Source organism: Paracoccus jeotgali, assembly GCF_002865605.1.
In the GTDB taxonomy this organism is placed as follows: domain Bacteria; phylum Pseudomonadota; class Alphaproteobacteria; order Rhodobacterales; family Rhodobacteraceae; genus Paracoccus; species Paracoccus jeotgali.
In genome coordinates this window covers 1,262,137-1,279,915 of sequence record NZ_CP025583.1, presented here as the reverse complement: position 1 = coordinate 1,279,915, position 17,779 = coordinate 1,262,137, and the positions used below count along the sequence as shown (strand labels likewise).

Sequence of the window (17,779 nt, the reverse complement as noted above, 5' to 3'; positions counted from 1 at the left end):
TTGACCCCGACGCGGCCATGCGGGCATAGACCCCGAAACGCCATTCGCAGCGAGGCTATGATGCGCCAGTCACGCCGGGGTCAGGTCGATCCCTTCATCGTCATGGATGTGATGGAGGCGGCGATGCGTGCCGAGGCCGCCGGCCGCTCGATCATCCATCTCGAGATCGGCCAGCCCTCGACCCCGGCCCCGGCCGCCGCCCGCGCGGCCCTGCAGGCGCGTCTGGACGAGCCGCTTGGCTATACCGGCGCGCTTGGCCTGCCGGCCCTGCGGCAGGGGATCGCGGATCTGTATCGTGACTGGTATGGGCTGGACCTCGACCCCGAACGGGTGATCGTCACGCCGGGGTCGTCCGGCGCCTTCCTGCTGGCGTTTTCGGCGCTGTTCGATGCGGGCGAGCGCGTGGCCCTGGGCGAGCCCGGCTATCCCAGCTATCGCCAGATCCTGCGGGCGATGTCGCTGGAGCCGGTCGGCCTGCCGACCGCGCCCGAACACCGCTACCAGCCCCGGCCCGAGGATCTGCCAGATGACGTGGCCGGGCTGATGCTCGCCTCGCCCGGCAACCCCTCGGGGACGATGCTGGGGCTGGAGGATTATCGCGGGCTGCTGAACCGCGCGGCAGAGTTGGGGATCAGCGTCATCTCGGACGAGATCTATCACGGGCTGAGCTATGGCGAGCGTTGCCACACCGCGCTCGAGGTCAGCGACGACGTTTATGTGATCAACTCGTTTTCCAAGTATTTCGCCATGACCGGCTGGCGCGTGGGCTGGATGATCGTGCCGCCCGACCATGTCCGCACCATCGAGCGGATCACCCAAAGCATGTTCATCTGCCCGCCCCATGCCAGCCAGGTCGCGGCCCTTGCCGCCCTGTCGGCGCGCGAGGAATGTCAGGCCAATCTGGCGGTCTATGCCGAAAACCGCGCCCTGCTGCTTGAGGCGCTGCCCCAGATCGGCTTCGATCGCATCGCGCCGCCGGACGGGGCGTTCTATATCTATGCCGATGTCGCGCATCTGACCGATGACAGCGTGGGCTTCGCGGCCGAGATCCTGGACAAGGCCGGGGTCGCGGTGACGCCGGGGCTGGATTTCGATCCGCGTCGCGGGCGGCAGACCATCCGCTTTTCCTATGCCGGCAGCACCGCCGACATGCACGAGGCGATGGACCGCCTGCGCCGCTTCATGGCGGACCGCTGATGCGGCTGCTGCGGCTGGTGCTGGTCTGCCTGCTCTGGCCCCTGGCGGCGGTGGCGCAGGACGGGGTCGCGGCGACCGGGCCGCAGGTGGATGTGGCAGGGTCCAGCATCGCCGCGCAGGGGCAGGAACTGCTGATCGAACTGGCGCTTGGGGCGCGCGCGCCCTACCGGCTGACGCTGCTGGACGATCCCAAGCGGCTGGTCATCGACCTGGACGGCATCGACCCCAACGCCGCCCGTCTGGACGCCATGCCGGGGGCCGAGGCGCTGGCCGGCCTGCGCGGCGCGGTGCTGGGCAATGGCTGGGGTCGCGTGGTGCTGGAACTGCGCGCGCCCTATGCCGTGACCGAGGCCGTGCAGCGCGCCGAGGCAGCGGCCACCGATGCCGACAGCAACAGCAACAGCAACACCAACACCGACACCGACCCCGGCGCTGGTCCGGCGCGGCTGCATCTGCGCCTGTCGCCGGTGGCCGAGGATGCCTTTGATGCGGCGCCCAATGCCATGTCCGCGCTGTGGAACCTGCCGCTGCCGACGACGCCGGTCATGGACCCCTCGCGCCCGCAGCCGCTGCGGGTGGCGGTCGATCCGGGACATGGCGGCATCGACGCGGGCGCGGTGGAATCCGGCCTGCGCGAGGCCGATCTGATGCTCGATTTCGCGCGCGAGCTGACCGAAAAGCTGATCCGGGCCGGGTTCGAGGTGGTGATGACCCGCCACAAGGACATGTTTCTGGGCCTCGAATCGCGGATGACGCAGGCGCGGGGGCGGGGGCGGATCTGTTCATCTCGCTGCATGCCGATGCGCTGCCCGAGGGGCAGGCGGCGGGGGCCTCGGTCTTTGTCTGGAACAGTGAGGCCGACGACCGGGCCGCGCGGCAACTCGCCGCCCGCCATGACCGCGCCGATCTGCTGGCCGGGCTGGATCTGGCGGGGACCGACGACCAGATCGCGGCCACGCTGATGGACATGGCCCGCGCCGACACCCAGCCGCGGTCCGAGACCTTCGCCAAGCACTTGTCCTCGCAACTGGCGCAGGCCGGGCTGGCGCTGCATCGCAACCCGGTCAAGGGCGCGGCCTTCAGCGTGTTGAAATCGCCGGACATCCCCTCGGTTCTGGTCGAGCTGGGGTTTCTGACCGACCCCGGCGACCGGGCGAACCTGACCGATACCGAATGGCGGGCGCGGATGGCGGGCGCGATTGCCGCCGCCGTCACCCATTGGGCGCAGGATGATAGCGCGCAATCCGATCTGCGCCGCCATTAGCGTCGGCCGGCCACCTCCTTGGGGCCGTCTCAGGGCAAGTTCTTTTGACTGCGCCGCCCGGTGCGTCTAAGAAGCCGCTGAAAGACCCAACGGGGCAGGCGCGTGATCCGATTCATCCTTTCTTTTTTCGGCGGCATCTTCTCGATGCTGGTGACCGGCCTGATCTTCGCCATGCTGATCATCGGCGGGGTGTTCTGGGCTTATGGCCGCGACCTGCCCAGCCATGAACAACTGGCCCAATACGCGCCGAAAACCATCAGCCGGATCTATTCCGGCGAAGGCCAGCTGATCGACGAATTCGCGCAGGAACGCCGCATCTTCGTGCCGATCGAGGAGATCCCCGATCTGGTCAAGCAGGCTTTCGTGTCGGCCGAGGACAAGAACTTCTACCGCCATCAGGGCTTTGACATCGGCGGGATCGGCAAGGCGGCCTATGACGCGCTCGCCTCGCGCGGGGCGACGGTGCGCGGGGCCTCGACCATCACGCAGCAGGTGATGAAGAACTTTCTGCTGTCCTCGGACCGCAGCATCGAACGCAAGGTCAAGGAGCTGATCCTCGCCACGCGGCTCGAACAGACGCTGAACAAGGACCAGATCCTTGAGCTGTATCTGAACGAGATCTTTCTGGGCCAGAACAGCTATGGCGTGGCCGCCGCCGCGCAGACCTATTTCAACAAGACCCTGTCGCAACTGGCCCCGCACGAGGCCGCGATGCTGGCCTCGATGCCGCAGGCGCCGGGGCGGTATCACCCCGTCCGCGCCCGCGAGGCGCTGACCGGGCGGCGCAACTATGTGCTGCGCGAGATGTGGCAGAACGGCTATCTGGACGAAGAGGTGATGCGGGCCGAGGCCGCGCTGCCGCTGCGCTCGGTCCAGAATGGCGACTTCACCGCCTTTGCCGAACGGCTGCCGCCGCGCGATTACTTCACTGACGAAATCCGCCGCCAGCTGTCCGAGGAATTCGGCGAGGACGAGTTCTTTGGCGGTGGCCTGACCATCCGCGCCACGGTGGAACCCGACATGCAGGCGGTTGCCGCCCGCGCCTTGCAGCAGGCGCTGGAACAATATGACCGCGGCCGCGGCATCTGGCATGGCGTGATCGGGCAGATCGACGCGGAAGCTCTGTCCGACGAAGCCGCATGGCGCGCGGCCCTTTGGGACATGCGCGAGCCGCCTCGCGATGTGCCCGGCTGGATGCCCGCCGTCGTGCTGGCGATCGAGGACGGCAACGCCCGCATTGGGATCGAGGGTATTGCCGCCGACCCGCGCGGCCACTGGATACCGGCCAAGGACGCGCAATGGGCACGCCCGCGCCTGCCGGACGGCAAGCTGGGCCCCCGCGCCGGCAATGCGGGCGATCTGGTGCAGCCCGGCGATGTCGTCATGGTCCGCGCCATGACCGACGACCGCGATGGCAGCTTCATCCGCTGGACGCTGCGCCAGGTGCCCGAGATCCAGGGCGGCTTCATGGCCATGGACGTCAACACCGGCCGCGTCATCGCCATGCAGGGCGGGTTTTCCTATCAATCCTCGGTCTTCAACCGGGCGACGCAGGCGATGCGGCAGCCGGGGTCCAGCTTCAAGCCCTTCGTCTATGCGGCGGCGCTGGATAACGGCTATACCCCCGCGACTATCGTCGTGGACGAGGAAATCGCCATCAACACCCCCGCCGGGCTGTGGCGGCCCAAGAACGCGTCGAACCGCACCTATGGCCCGACGCCGCTGCGGACGGGGATCGAGCAGTCGCGCAACCTGATGACCATCCGGATCGCGCAGGATATCGGCATGGACACGGTCGGCCGCTATGCCGAACGCTTCGGCGTCTATGACCGGATGAACGGCTTTCTGGCCAACTCGCTGGGGGCGCAGGAAACCACGCTGCTGCGCATGGTCGCGGCCTATTCCATGTTCGCCAATGGCGGCGAGCGGGTGGAACCGACGCTGGTCGACCGCGTGCAGGACCGGCGCGGGCGGACCATCTATCGCCACGATCAGCGCGACTGCGTGGGCTGTGCGCGCAACGCGCTGCCCGCCGGCACCTCGCCCGATATCCAGAGCAACCGCGAGCGGGTGATGGACGCCGTCACCGCCTATCAGCTGACCTCGATGATGGAAGGCGTCGTCAAGCGCGGCTCGGGCAAGGGCGTGAACCTGCCGGTGCCGATCGCCGGCAAGACCGGCACCACCAACGAGGCCAAGGACGTCTGGTTCGTGGGCTTTTCGTCGAACATCGCCGCCGGCTGCTATCTGGGCTATGACCAGCCGCGCCCGCTGGGGCAGGGCGCCTTCGGCGGCACGCTGTGCGTCCCGGTCTTCAACGCCTTCATGCGCGAGGCGATCAAGGAATATGGCGGCACCAAGTTCCGCGTCCCGCCGGGCGGACATTTCGTCAAGATCGACCGCTTCTCGGGCGCGCGGCTGGCCGAGAACGCGACCGGCGACAATGTCATCGCCGAGTTCTTCCGCGACGGCTCGGAATGGACCGGCATCCGGGTCATCGATGGCGGGTTCGAACCCAAGGTCATGCCGGGGGTCGAGGGCATTCCGCTGACGCTGAAGGAACTGCCGCAGACGTCGCAGGGCGGCGGCGGTGCCAAGGCGGTCACGACCTCGAGCGGCAAGCGCAAGGTGATCCCGCAAAAGGCCGACTTCGGCACGATCTCGTCGGGCGGGCTGTATTAGCGGCCTAGTCGCCGCTGTCGGCTTTCTGCGCCTCGGGCTGCGGGATGACCTTGCGGATCACCCACAGGACCAGCAGCGCCATGCCGGTCGCCATCACCGCCAGCACCAGATCGCCGGTGCCGCAGCACAGCCCGATGGCGCCCACCAGCCACATCGACGCGCCGGTGGTGATGCCGCGCACATTCGTCCCGCTGATGACGATGGACCCCGCCGCCAGAAACGCCACGCCCGAGGTCACGGCCTCGATCAGACGGCCGGGGTCATAGCTCATCGAGGCTTGCGGGTCGCCCTCGATATGGGTCAGTTCCAGCGCGATCACGGTGAACAGCGCGGCGGCAAGCGAGATCATCATATGCGTCCGCAGCCCGGCGGATTTGGCGTTCGCCTCGCGGTCCCAGCCGATCAGCCCGCCCAGCAGCAGGGCCATGGCCATGCGGATCAGCGCGTCCAGCTCGGACATGGATTGAAGCTGGGTGAAATGGGTCGAGAGATCCAATGTTATCCGCCTTGTGTTGCCCCGGCCCAACGCGGCTGAGGCCCCAAGGGGTTCCCGCCAGGGCGGCGCGGGTGCGGCAACCCTTGTGAGCGGCGCGTTCTCGCGTTACTTCCCTTGCACCCCAGACGAAGGACCGACCCATGCGCGCCGAAACCGCTGCCACCATCGAAGCCATCCGCAAATCCCTGCGGCTGCTGGCGCAGCGCATGGATTGGGAAACCGCCCCCCACCGGCTGGAGGAACTGAACGCCATGATCGAGGATGGCGATCTGTGGTCCGACCCGGCGCGGGCGCAAAAGCTGATGCGCGAGCGGCAGGCCCTGTCCGACGCCGTCGAAGGCTATCGCCGGATCGAAGCCGATCTGACCGCCAATGCCGAGATGGTCGAACTGGCCGAGGATGAGGGCGACGAGGAACTGGTCCGCGAGGCCGAGGCGAACCTGAAGGCGCTGGCCCAAGAGGCCGCGCAGAAAGAGCTCGAGGCGCTGCTGAACGGCGAGGCCGACAGCAACGACACCTTCCTTGAGGTTCATGCCGGGGCGGGCGGCACGGAAAGCTGCGACTGGGCCTCGATGCTGGCGCGGATGTATGTGCGGTGGGCCGAAAATCAGGGCTACGAGGTCGAGCTGGTGTCCGAAACCTCGGGCGACGAGGCGGGCATCCGGTCCGCCACCTATCGCATTTCGGGCCATAACGCCTATGGCTGGCTGAAATCCGAGGCGGGCGTGCATCGCCTTGTCCGCATCAGTCCCTATGACAGCGCGGCGCGGCGGCATACCTCGTTTTCGTCGGTCTGGGTCTATCCCGTGGTCGATGACAATATCGAGATCACCATTCCCGACAACGAGATCCGCATCGACACCTATCGGTCGTCCGGCGCGGGCGGACAGCACGTGAACACCACCGACTCGGCGGTGCGGATCACCCACCTGCCGACCGGGATCGTCGTCACCAGCAGCATGAAATCGCAGCACCAGAACCGCGAGGCGGCGATGAACGCCTTGCGCGCGCGGCTGTATCAGATGGAACTGGACCGCCGCAACGCGCAGATCAACGCCCAGCACGATGCCAAGGGCGATGCCGGCTGGGGCAACCAGATCCGGTCCTATGTTCTGCACCCCTACCAGATGGTGAAGGATCTGCGCACGAACCACGAGACCAGCGATACGCAGGGCGTGCTGGACGGCGATATCGACGGGTTCATGGCGGCCACGCTGGCGCTGGACGTGTCGGGCAAGAGCCGGGCCGAGGCGACGGCGGAATGACCGCCAACCCTCAGCGGTAGCCTGCGGCCTGCAGTTCGAACAACTCGCGATAGCGCCCGCCGCGCGACATCAGCGCCTCATGCGTGCCCTCGGCCTCGACGCGGCCCTGTTCCAGCACCAGAATCCGGTCGGCCATGCGGACCGAGCTGAAGCGGTGCGAGATCAGCACGGCGGTCTTGCCCGCGGACAGCTCGCGGAAGCGGTTGAAGACCTCGAACTCGGCGCGGGCATCCAGCGCGGCGGTCGGTTCGTCCAGGATCAGCACCTGCGCGTCACGCATATAGGCGCGCGCGATGGCCAGCTTCTGCCACTCGCCCCCCGACAGATCGACGCCGCCCGCAAACAGCTTGCCGACGCGCTGGTCGTAACCCTCGGGCAGCTTGGTGATCAGCTGATCGGCCATGGCGCGGCGGGCGGCGGTCTGGACGCGGTCGCGGTCGTCGCGGGCCTCGATCCGGCCCACGGCGATGTTGTCCGCCGCCGTCCAGTTGTAGCGCACGAAATCCTGAAAGATCACGCCCACCGCCGAACGCAGCGAGTCGAGGTCGTAGTCGCGCAGGTCGCGCCCATCCAGCAGGATGCGCCCCTCATCCGGGTCGTAAAGCCGGGCCAGCAGCTTGACCAGCGTGGTCTTGCCAGCACCGTTTTCCCCGACCAACGCCAGCGTCTCGCCGGCGTGCAGCTGGAATGACAGCCCCCGCACCGCCCATGCGTCCGAGCCGGGATAGCGGAAGCCGACATTTTCGAACACGAAGCCCTGCCGGATCGGCTGCGGCACCTCGATGGCATCGGGGGCCGAGGCGATGCTGGGCCGGACGGCGAAGAACTCGAACAGGTCTTCCAGATACATGGCTTGCGCGGCGGTGCTGGAAAACGACGTCAGCAGCCCGTCCAGCAGCGAGCGCAGCCGCTGGAACGACCCGGCCAGAAAGGTCAGATCGCCGATCGACAGCGCCCCCGCCAGCGTCGAGCCGACGATCCACAGATAGGCGGCGTAATAGCCCAGCGTGCCGATGGCGGTCAGGATCACGCCCCAGAAGGCGCGGGCGCGGGCGATCTTGCGGCGCTCGCGATAGAAACGCTCGGACAGCTCGCGATAGCGCGCCGCCAGAAAGCGGTGCAGGCCGAAGATCTTGACCTCTTTCGCGGTGCTCGACCGGGCGCCGACCTGACGCAGGTAATCCAGCTCGCGCCGCTCGGGCGTGCGGCCGTAATCCAGCGTGTAGTTGCGGGCGTTGAAATGCGATTCGCCAAGGAATGCCGGGATCAGCGTCGCCAGCAGCAGCACGATGAGCCAGGGATTATAGACGATCAGCCCGCCGGCAAAGCTGACCACCGTCACCACGTCCTGCAACTGGCCAAAGATCAGCCCCATCAGCGACATGCGCCCGGCCGCCTGACGTCGCGCGCGGTCCAGCTTGTCCTGGAACACCGCATCTTCGAAATCGGCCAGATCCAGCGTCGCGGCATGGGCCATCAGGTCCATGGTCAGCGAAATCGTCAGCCGCTCGGTCAGAAGCGCGTCGATCAGCGAGACCAGCCGCGCCAGCAGGTCCGACAGCACGGCAAGGCCCAGCTCGATCACCAGCAGCAGCATCAGGTGATCGGCCCGCCCGCTGCCAAGCCAGCCAAGCGCGTCGGCGGGCCCGTCAAGCTGGGTCAGGCGCACCACCTCGTCGATGATCAGCTTGCCGACCCACAGCGAGGTGACCGGCAGCAGCGCCCGCATCAGCCGCAGGAAGATGGTCGCCAGCATCAGCCCCGGCGAGGCCCGCCAGACCAGCCGCAGAAAGGGCGGCAGGTTCTTCAGCGCCGCCCAACGGGCGCGAAAGCTGGGGGGCGCGGGCGTTTGCCCCTGTGGCCGCTGCGGCGTCGCCGACGCCTGCGCGGTCGGGCCCGCCATCAGGCGGGCGCGTCCATCAGATCGGGCTGGGCCTCGCGGGCGATGGCCAGCGCGATCTCTTCACGCGTCAGCGGGCCGGGGAAATGGCAGGCGGTCAGATGGTCGGGCGACCCCAGCAAGGGCGGCACGACGTCGGCGCATGTCTGCTGCGCGCGCGGGCAGCGGGTGCGGAACACGCAGCCCGAGGGCGGGTTCATGGGCGAGGGCAGATCGCCCGCCAGCGGAATGACGGTCTTGCTGCGTTCCAGCGCCGGGTCCGGCACCGGCACGGCCGACAGCAGCGCCTGCGTATAGGGATGCTGCGGCGCATCATAAAGCGAGGCGGCACGCGCAATTTCCATCACCCGGCCCAGATACATGACCAGCACGCGGTCGCTGATGTGTTTCACCACCGACAGATCATGGGCGATGAAGATCAGCGCCAGACCCAGATCGCGCTGCAGATCGGCCAGCAGGTTGATGACCTGCGCCTGAATCGACACATCCAGCGCCGAGACCGGCTCGTCGCAGATCACCAGCTTCGGCCCGACGATCAGCGCCCGCGCGATGCCGATGCGCTGACATTGCCCGCCCGAGAACTCGTGCGGATAGCGGTTGATCTGGTTCGGCAGCAGGCCCACACGCTCCATCATCTGCTTGACGCGGTCGCGCACCTCGTCGCGCGACAGGCCCGGATGATGGGTGCGCAGCGGCTCGGCGATGATCTGTCCCACCGTCATGCGCGGGTTCAGGCTGGCCAGCGGGTCCTGAAACACCATCTGGATGTCGCTGCGATAGGACAGCATCTTGCGCGGCGACAGGCCGATCAGGTTGGTCCCGTCCTGCCAGATCGCGCGGCCGGTCGAAGGCGCCAGCCCGATCAGCGCCCGCGCCAGCGTCGATTTGCCCGAGCCGGATTCGCCCACGATCCCCAGCGTCTCGCCCGGTTGCAGGGTGAAATCGACGCCGCCCACCGCATGCAGCAGGCGCGGCCGGGTCCAGGGCATGTCGCCCTCGCGCCGGATCGGGAAGGTGACGCGCAGATCCTGCACGTCCAGCAGCGGCGCGGCGGCGCCGGGGTCAGCCACGGTCATCGGACACCTCTTGCGGGGGGCCGGCAGAGGCGGGGCCTATGACGACGCCTTGGGTGAAATCGGGGGCGGGGATGGCGGTCTCGTCATCTTCGGCGGCGGCCTCCATCTTGGTGCGGTCGCGGATGACGGGGCCGGCGCGGACCTCGGCCAGCGGCGCGTGGCAGGCGCGGCTGCGGCCGGGGTCGAAGGCTTCCAGCGGCGGCATGACCGTCTCGCAGATGGGGCGGACATAGTCGCAGCGCGGGGCAAAGGGGCATCCGGCGGGCGGGCGCGTCATGTTGGGCGGGCTGCCGGGAATGGCCGACAGCTGGTCGCCCTTCTGATCGACGCGTGGAATCGCCCAGAGCAGCCCTTGCGTATAGGGATGCGCGGGGTCGGCGAACAGCGGATCGGTCGGCGCACGTTCCATCACCCGGCCGCCATACATGACCATCACCCGCTCGCATGATCCGGCGACGACGCCCAGATCATGGGTGATCAGGATCATCGCCATGCCGAATTCGTCGCGCAGATCGCGCAGAAGCTGCATGATCTGCGCCTGCACCGTCACGTCCAGCGCCGTGGTCGGCTCGTCCGCGATCAGCACGTCGGGCTTGCACAGCAGCGCCATCGCGATCATCACCCGCTGCCGCATCCCGCCCGAGAATTCGTGCGGGTACAGCCGCGCCCGACCCTTGGCGTCGGGAATGCGGACCGCGTCCAGCATCCGCACCGATTCCGCCACGGCCGAGGATTTGGACAGCCCGTGATGCAGCATCAGCACCTCGGCCATCTGGTCGGCCACGCGCATATAGGGGTTCAGCGAGGTCATCGGGTCCTGAAACACCATCGCGATGTGCTGCGCGCGGATCCGGTTCAGCACCCGCAGCGGCGCGTTCAGGATCTCGGTCCCGTCAAAGCGGATGCTGCCGGTGGCTTTGCCGTTCCGCGCCAGCAGCCCCATGATCGAAAACGCCAGCTGCGACTTGCCCGACCCCGATTCCCCCACGATCCCAAGCGTCTCGCGACGGTCCAGCGACAGGCTGACGCCGTTCACCGCATGCACGGTGCCGTCATTGGTGTCGAAGGCGACCGAGAGGTCGTCGATTTCCAGTATCGGCATGTCAGCGGTCCTTCGGGTCGAGGGCGTCGCGCAGGCCGTCGCCGACAAAGAAGAAGGCGAACAGCGTCACGACAAAGAAGCCGAGCGGGAAGGCCAGTTGCCAGGGCGTGCCATAGCGCATGGTCCGCGCGCCTTCGGAAATCAGCGCCCCCCACGAGGTCAGCGGTTCCTGCACGCCAAGGCCCAGAAAGCTGATGAAGCTTTCGGTCAGGATCATCAGCGGCACCAGCAGCGTGGCATAGACCGCGACCACGCCCAGCAGGTTGGGGACGATGTGGCGCAGGATGATCTTCCAACTGGGGACGCCGGTGGCGCGGGCGGCCTCGATGAATTCGCGGTTCTTCAGGGTCAGGGTCTGACCGCGCACGATGCGCGACATCTCGAGCCACGAAATCAGCCCGATACCCAGAAACAGCATCGAGATCGAGCGCCCGAACATCACCAGCAGCAGGATCAGCACGAACATGTAGGGAATCGACATCAGGATATCGACCAGCCGCATCATCACCTGATCGGTGCGCCCGCCGATATAGGCCGAGGTCGCGCCGTACAGCGTGCCCACCACCACCGCGATGCTGGCACCCACCAGCCCCACCATCAGCGAGATCTGCGTGCCCTGCACCACCCGCGCGAACAGGTCGCGGCCCAGATCGTCGGTGCCGAAATAATGCCCCGACGCGATCGAGGGCATCCCCTTGCTGGCGGCCGATCCCATCACCGCAAAGTCGATGGTGTCGTTGTCCCAGGCGGCGAAGTAATCGCCGAAGGCGGCGAACAGCGCGATCAGGATCAGCACGATCAGCGCCAGCAGGGCGGCGCGGTTGCGCACGAAGCGCTTGCGGGCATCGGCCCAGGGGCTGCGGCCCTTGACCTCGGCCTCGGCCATGCGCGCGGCCATGCCCTCGACCTTGTCTTTTTCGAGCAATGTCATGGCATCAATACCTGATCTTGGGGTCGATCCAGGCGTAGAGGATATCGACCAGCAGGTTGAAAAGGATGGTCAGCGCCCCGATCAGGATGGTGACGCCCATCATCACCGCATAGTCGCGGTTCAGCGCCGAATCGACAAAGCTTTTGCCGATCCCCCCGGTCGAAAAATACATGTCGACCACGACCGACCCGGTGATCATCGACACGAAAGCCGGACCCAGATAGGAAATCACCGGCAGGATCGCCGGCTTCAGCGCGTGGCGCAGGATCACCTTACGTTCCGGCAGGCCCTTGGCGCGGGCGGTGCGGATATGGTTCGAGCCCAGCACCTCGAGCATCGAGGCCCGCGTGATCCGCGCGATCGAGGCCATGTAGGATGTCGCCAGCGCGATCACCGGCATGATCCAGAAGGACGGGTCGTTGAAGCTCCACCCGCCGCCGGGCAGCCAGCCGAGCCACAGCGTGAAGATGATGACCAGCAGCGGCGCCATGACGAAGTTCGGCAGCACCTGCGCCCCGATGGACACGCCGACGGCCAGATAATCCAGCCAGGTGTTGTGCCGGATCGCCGCCGTCACGCCCAGGCTGACGCCGACCAGCACCGCCACCGCAAAGGACACCAGCCCATAGGTCAGCGTGATCGGAAAGCCCTGCGCGATGACCTGATTCACCGTCCGGTCGGGATATTGAAAGCTGGGGCCGAAATCGAAGGAAAAGACGACATTGCGCAGATAGGTCCAGAGCTGCACCAGCATGGGCTGATCCAGACCGTATTTCGCCTCGATATTCGCCAAGACCTGCGGGGGCAGGGCGCGTTCCTGCGTGAACGGCCCACCAGGGGCCATCTGCATCAACAGGAAGGAAAAGACGATCAGCACCAGCAGGGTCGGGATCGCCACTGCCAAACGTCTGAGGATGTAACCGAACATGCCTGTCTTTCTGAAGGGACGGACGGAAAGCGGCCCGCTTACACCCGATGGCACCGGGCGTCAAAGGGTCGGGGCCAGAAAAACAGGGGCGCGACACCGCGCCCCTGCGTCACTTTCTGAAAACGACGTCTATTCGGCGGTGCGATAGATGTCCTTCAGATACCAGGTGCCCATGACGTTTTCCATGGGAATGCCCTTCACGTCGGGCTTGATCATGTCGACATTGGCATAGTGATAGACGAAAGCCGCGGGCTTTTCGTCGGCCAGGATCTCTTCGGCGCGCTGATAGAGCGGCGTCGTATCCTCGGCGGTCTTGGAATCGGCCATCAGCTTGTCGAATTCTGCGTTCGACCACTTGCCGCTGTTATAGCCATCGGTGCGGAACCAGTCGAGGAAGGTCGAGGCCTCGTTATAGTCGCCGCACCACGCATAGCGCGCGACCTCGAAATCCTGGTTCTGCAGGCGGTCGGTGTGGACCTTCCACTCGACATTGTTCAGCGTCACGTTCACGCCAAGCTGCTTCCAGAACTGCTGCACCGCGACGGCGATCTTCTTGTGATCTTCCGAGGTGTTGTACTGGATCGAGATGTTCAGCGGCTTGTCGGGGCCGTAACCTGCCTCGGCCAGCAGGGCCTTGGCCTCTTCCAGACGCGCAGCCTGATCCTTGTCGGCCTCGGGGGTGGCGGGGGGCTGGAAGCCCTCGATCGCCCAATGGGTCCAGGTCCAGGCCGGACGCTGGCCGCCCTGCAGCACCTGTTCCACGATGATGTCGCGGTCGATGGCGAGCGACAGCGCCTTGCGCACGCGCACATCCTTCAGCGCCTCCGGGCCCTTGTCCGAGACGTTGTAGATATAGGCGTAAGAGCAGGCATAGGGGATCGAGATCGCCTGATCGGGATATTCCTGTTCCAGCCGCGGATATTGGCCGGCGGGAATGTCCACGCGGTCCAGCTCGCCCGCCTGATAGCGGGTCAGGCCGACATTGACGTCGTTGACGGTGACGGCCTTGCCCTTGGTGATGACGGTGTTTTCGGCATCCCAATACTGGTCGTTCTTCTCGACCGTCAGATCGACGCCCAGATTGTGACCGGCCAGCGTATAGGCGCCGTTGCCGACCAGCTTGCCGGGCTGGGTCCAGTTGTCGCCTTCGGCCTCGATCACCTTTTGCGGGACCGGGAAGGTGGTGGCATGGGCCAGCATCTTGACGAAATAGGGGGTGGGCGTGTGCAGCGTCACCTCCAGCGTCTGATCGTCGATGGCCTTGACGCCCAGCGTGTCGGGCGCAGCCTCGCCGGCGACGATCTCCTTGGAGTTGGCGATGTTCATCAGCTCGATGAACCACGCATATTCCGACGCGGTTTCGGGGTTGGCGACGCGCTGCCAGGCATAGACGAAATCGCCCGCCACGACCGGATCGCCATTCGACCATTTCGCGTCGTCGCGCAGCTTGAAGGTATAGACCAGTCCGTCATCCGAGACGCTGTGCTCGGTCGCGACGCCGGGCACCATCGCGCCGGTCTCGTCCTCGTTATACAGCCCCTCGAACAGTTGGCGCAGCACGTCCGAGCCTTCGACGTCGGTGTTTTTGGCCGGGTCCAGCGACTTGATCGCGTCCAGCAGCCACCAGGTGTATTCCTGCGAATCGGCCAGCTTGGTGCCTTCGGGCACCTGCGCCGCCACGGCCGGCAGCGAAAGCATCAGCGCCAGCGCCGATGTGGTCAGGAAATGCTTCATCGTCTTCTCCCAATTGTCACGACGCCCTGGGCGTCTGAATAGACCGACGTTCGTGCAAAACGTGTTTTCGGACAAGCCCCGGCGCAACCGGGTGCCGCCCCGTCGCGGGCGATCCGCGGCCAAGGGGTTGATCGACGGCCCGCGGGCGTTACAAGGCGTCAACGGCCGCAGGGCTTGCAGGCCGCCTGCACCCCGCGCGCCCGATCACGGAGGAACAGCATGGGTGGCCTTCTGGCGCTGTCGCGCGGCATCGACCGCACAAGCAAATTCATCGGCAGGTCGGTGGCCTGGCTGATCCTTGTCGCGGTGCTGGTCAGCGCCGGCAATGCGATCATCCGCAAGGTGTTCAACGCCTCGTCCAACATGTGGCTGGAACTGCAGTGGTATCTGTATGGCGCGGCGTTTCTGGGCGCCGCCGCCTATACGCTGTGCGAGAAAGAGCATATCCGCATCGACATCCTCTACGGCCAATGGTCGCGGCGCGCGCAGCTGCGCATCGACCTGCTGGGGCATCTGCTGCTGCTGATGCCCTTTGTCACGCTGATGAACTGGATGCTGTGGCCCTGGATCCTGCGCAGCCTGCATAGCGGCGAGTATTCGACCAATTCCGGCGGGCTGATCCTGTGGCCGGGCAAGATGATGCTGGGCGTTGGCTTTTCGCTGCTGGCCTTCCAGGGGATATCCGAGATCATCAAGACGCTGGCCGTCATGCGCGGCGATCTGCCCGATGACGGCTATCAAAGCAGCGAGGAACGCGTCTCGGCCGAGGCCGCGAACCGGATCGAGGCCGCCTCGTCGGAGACCACGGAATGATCGAACTGATCGCGCATAACCTCGCCCCGATCATGTTCGTGTCGATGGTGCTGTTCCTGCTGCTGGGTTATCCCATCGCCTTTGCGCTGGCCGCGAACGGGCTGCTGTTCTACGTCATCGGGGTCGAGCTGACGCCCTATGCCGCAGGGCAGATCAACCTGAACTGGAACCTGCTGCTGGCCCTGCCGGAACGGCTGTGGGGGATCATGAAGAACGATCTGTTCCTCGCCATTCCCTTCTTCACCTTCATGGGCATCATCCTGGAAAAATCCGGCATGGCCGAGGATCTGCTGGACACCATCGGCCAGCTGTTCGGCCCGGTGCGGGGCGGGCTGTCCTATGCCGTGGTGTTGGTCGGCGCGCTGCTGGCCGCGACGACCGGCGTGGTCGCGGCCTCTGTCATTGCGATGGGGCTGATCTCGCTGCCGATCATGCTGCGTTACGGCTATGATCCGCGCATCTCGACCGGGGCCATCGCGGCCTCGGGGACGCTGGCGCAGATCATGCCGCCCAGCCTCGTGCTGATCGTGCTGGCCGACCAGCTGGGCCGTTCGGTCGGCGACATGTATCGCGGCGCGCTGTATCCGGCGCTGATCCTGACCGGGGTCTATCTGGCCTATATCGCGCTGATCGCGGTGATCCGCCCGGCCGCCATGCCCGCCCTGCCGCCCGAGGCGCGGCGTCTGGGCACCGGCTACAGGTCGCTGCTGGTGCTGCTGGTGCTGGCGGTGGCGGCGTTCCTGCTGACCCGGATGCAGCTGCAGGCGATGGGTGTCTCATCGCCCGCGGTCTGGGCCACGGTGCTGGCGGTGGTGGGGCTGATGGCGATTGCCACGATTGACCGGATGCTGGGTCTGGGGCTGCTGTCGCGGCTGGCGCGGACGGTGATCATCGTGCTGATCCCGCCGCTGGGGCTGGTGTTTCTGGTGCTGGGCACGATCTTCCTGGGCATCGCCACGCCCACCGAAGGCGGCGCCATGGGCGCGGTCGGCGCGCTGATCCTGGCGGGCATCAAGGGGCGGCTCAGCTATGAGGTGGTCAACGGGGCGCTGATCTCGACCACGCGGCTTGCGGCCTTCGTCATGTTCATCCTGATCGGCGCCACGGTGTTTTCGCTGACCTTCTATGCGATCAACGGGCAGGTCTGGGTCAAGGATCTGCTGGTCTCGCTGCCGGGCGGGCAGTTGGGCTTTCTGATCGTCGTGTCGCTGCTGGTCTTCGTCCTGGGCTTCTTCCTCGATTTCTTCGAGATTGCCTTCGTCATCGTGCCGCTGCTGGTGCCGGCGGCGGTGGTCCTGCAGGTCGACATGATCTGGTTCGGGGTGCTGCTGGCGATGGTGCTGCAGACCTCGTTCCTGACCCCGCCGGTGGGGTTTGCGCTGTTCTATCTGCGCTCGGTCGCGGCGCGGCGGGACTATACCGACAGCGTGACCGGCCAGCAGATCCGCGCCATCCGCACGGCCGAGATCTATCGCGGCGGCGTGCAGTTCATCGTGCTGCAGGTCATCATGATCGGCGTCATCATCGTCTTTCCGCAGCTTGTGCGCGTCCACACCGGGCCCAAGATCGACGTCAGCGACATGCGGATCGAGATCCCGATGGGCGGCAGCGGCGAATCCGGGGGGTTCGGCTCGCTTGGCGGGTTCGGCACCCCCTTTGGCAGCACGCAGGAACCCGCCGCCGGGGGGCTGGGCGGGCCGCCGGTCTTTAGCGATCAGCCGTCCGAGGCAGCGCCCGACGCTGCGGCTGACCCCGCGCCGCCTGCGGGCCTGAACCCGCTCGGTGGGCCGCCGCCGGGGCTGTCGGGGCCGGCGAACTGACGCGCGGTCAGCGCCGCTCGCAGCCGGTCTCTGTGGGGTCGTCGCAGGGATCGCCCTCTGCCCGCATCTGCGCCGCGCGTTCCGCCAAGGCATCCGCGCGCCCGCGCAGCGCCGCATCATCGGCCGAGGCTGCGGCGGTCACTTCGGTCGCGGAAATCGCCAGCGCCGCGCCTGCCGCTTGCAGGTCCGAGACCACCTGATCGGGCGATTGCGCGGCAATCCCGGCATGGCCGGGAATCGCCGGCTCGGCCAGCAGGGCATCGGTGGGCATCAGCGTCGGATAATCGGCGGTATCGTCGCCGCAGGCCGAGAGCAGCGCGGACAGGGCCAGCACGGAGATCGGCAACACCGCCCGTCGCCGCAGAGGATCATGCAAACCCATTCTCACCCCCAGCGAAGCGCGCCGCAGCGGGTCCGCTGTTCACGCAGCGCAACCCTGACTGGTACCCGAGGTCGGACTCGAACCGACAAGCCTTGCGGCGGGGGATTTTGAATCCCCTGCGTCTACCATTCCGCCACTCGGGCCCGTTGCAGGCAGTCAGGGAATAACCGCAGGTTGCGGCGCCCGCAA

General features: G+C 66.6%; 13 protein-coding genes, 1 tRNA gene and 1 pseudogene. 6 read left to right on the top strand and 9 right to left on the bottom strand.

Features of this window, described 5'->3' with window-relative positions; genetic code table 11:
- The first annotated feature begins 60 nt into the window (after positions 1-60).
- From CYR75_RS06280 to CYR75_RS06270, 3 genes and pseudogenes are all read left to right on the top strand, one after another.
- Positions 61-1,197: a pyridoxal phosphate-dependent aminotransferase gene (locus CYR75_RS06280; protein ID WP_101500908.1), complete on the top strand. Its 1,137-nt coding sequence runs from the start codon at positions 61-63 to the stop codon at positions 1,195-1,197.
- Positions 1,197-2,461, top strand: a pseudogene (locus tag CYR75_RS06275) (N-acetylmuramoyl-L-alanine amidase). Before CYR75_RS06280 ends, CYR75_RS06275 begins: the two are co-directional and overlap by 1 nt.
- A gap of 102 nt (positions 2,462-2,563) precedes the next feature.
- Positions 2,564-5,143, top strand: a complete 2,580-nt coding sequence (locus CYR75_RS06270) for a penicillin-binding protein 1A (RefSeq protein ID WP_101499289.1) — start codon at positions 2,564-2,566, stop codon at positions 5,141-5,143.
- A gap of 4 nt (positions 5,144-5,147) precedes the next feature.
- Here the strand turns inward: CYR75_RS06270 and CYR75_RS06265 are convergent, their stop codons facing one another.
- The gene (locus tag CYR75_RS06265; protein ID WP_101500907.1) at positions 5,148-5,603 is read right to left on the bottom strand and encodes an MgtC/SapB family protein; all 456 of its coding nucleotides are present in this window, start codon (positions 5,601-5,603) and stop codon (positions 5,148-5,150) included.
- Between the two features lie 176 nt (positions 5,604-5,779).
- On the opposite strand from CYR75_RS06265, the gene prfB reads away from it, so the two are divergent.
- Positions 5,780-6,904, top strand: a complete 1,125-nt coding sequence (gene prfB, locus CYR75_RS06260) for a peptide chain release factor 2 (RefSeq protein ID WP_101499288.1) — start codon at positions 5,780-5,782, stop codon at positions 6,902-6,904.
- A 10-nt stretch (positions 6,905-6,914) separates the two neighbouring features.
- Here the strand turns inward: prfB and CYR75_RS06255 are convergent, their stop codons facing one another.
- From CYR75_RS06255 to CYR75_RS06230, 6 genes are all read right to left on the bottom strand, one after another.
- Positions 6,915-8,807 (bottom strand): ABC transporter ATP-binding protein, encoded by a 1,893-nt coding sequence (locus tag CYR75_RS06255; protein WP_101499287.1) that lies wholly within the window; start codon positions 8,805-8,807, stop codon positions 6,915-6,917.
- Entirely contained in the window at positions 8,807-9,880 is a 1,074-nt protein-coding gene (locus CYR75_RS06250; protein WP_101499286.1) for an oligopeptide/dipeptide ABC transporter ATP-binding protein, read from the bottom strand. Before CYR75_RS06250 ends, CYR75_RS06255 begins: the two co-directional genes overlap by 1 nt.
- Positions 9,867-10,982, bottom strand: coding sequence for an oligopeptide/dipeptide ABC transporter ATP-binding protein (locus CYR75_RS06245; RefSeq protein WP_101499285.1), 1,116 nt, complete (start codon positions 10,980-10,982; stop codon positions 9,867-9,869). The genes CYR75_RS06250 and CYR75_RS06245 overlap by 14 nt, the downstream gene beginning before the upstream one ends.
- A 1-nt stretch (position 10,983) precedes the next feature.
- Positions 10,984-11,880 (bottom strand): ABC transporter permease subunit, encoded by an 897-nt coding sequence (locus CYR75_RS06240; protein ID WP_225972913.1) that lies wholly within the window; start codon positions 11,878-11,880, stop codon positions 10,984-10,986.
- Positions 11,881-11,917: 37 nt separating this feature from the next.
- Positions 11,918-12,841 (bottom strand): oligopeptide ABC transporter permease OppB, encoded by a 924-nt coding sequence (gene oppB, locus CYR75_RS06235; RefSeq protein WP_101499283.1) that lies wholly within the window; start codon positions 12,839-12,841, stop codon positions 11,918-11,920.
- A gap of 129 nt (positions 12,842-12,970) precedes the next feature.
- Entirely contained in the window at positions 12,971-14,575 is a 1,605-nt protein-coding gene (locus CYR75_RS06230; protein ID WP_101499282.1) for a peptide ABC transporter substrate-binding protein, read from the bottom strand.
- A gap of 219 nt (positions 14,576-14,794) precedes the next feature.
- Between CYR75_RS06230 and CYR75_RS06225 the strand changes: the two genes are divergently transcribed.
- Positions 14,795-15,388, top strand: coding sequence for a TRAP transporter small permease subunit (locus CYR75_RS06225; RefSeq protein ID WP_101499281.1), 594 nt, complete (start codon positions 14,795-14,797; stop codon positions 15,386-15,388).
- On the top strand, positions 15,385-17,208 hold the full coding sequence (locus CYR75_RS06220; protein ID WP_101499280.1) for a TRAP transporter large permease: 1,824 nt from the start codon (positions 15,385-15,387) through the stop codon (positions 17,206-17,208). Before CYR75_RS06225 ends, CYR75_RS06220 begins: the two co-directional genes overlap by 4 nt.
- Before the next feature lie 7 nt (positions 17,209-17,215).
- On the opposite strand, the gene CYR75_RS06215 is transcribed toward CYR75_RS06220, so the two are convergent.
- The gene (locus CYR75_RS06215; RefSeq protein WP_158644599.1) at positions 17,216-17,557 is read right to left on the bottom strand and encodes a hypothetical protein; all 342 of its coding nucleotides are present in this window, start codon (positions 17,555-17,557) and stop codon (positions 17,216-17,218) included.
- A gap of 92 nt (positions 17,558-17,649) precedes the next feature.
- Positions 17,650-17,733 (bottom strand) — tRNA-Leu (locus CYR75_RS06210).
- Between the last annotated feature and the right edge of the window lie 46 nt (positions 17,734-17,779).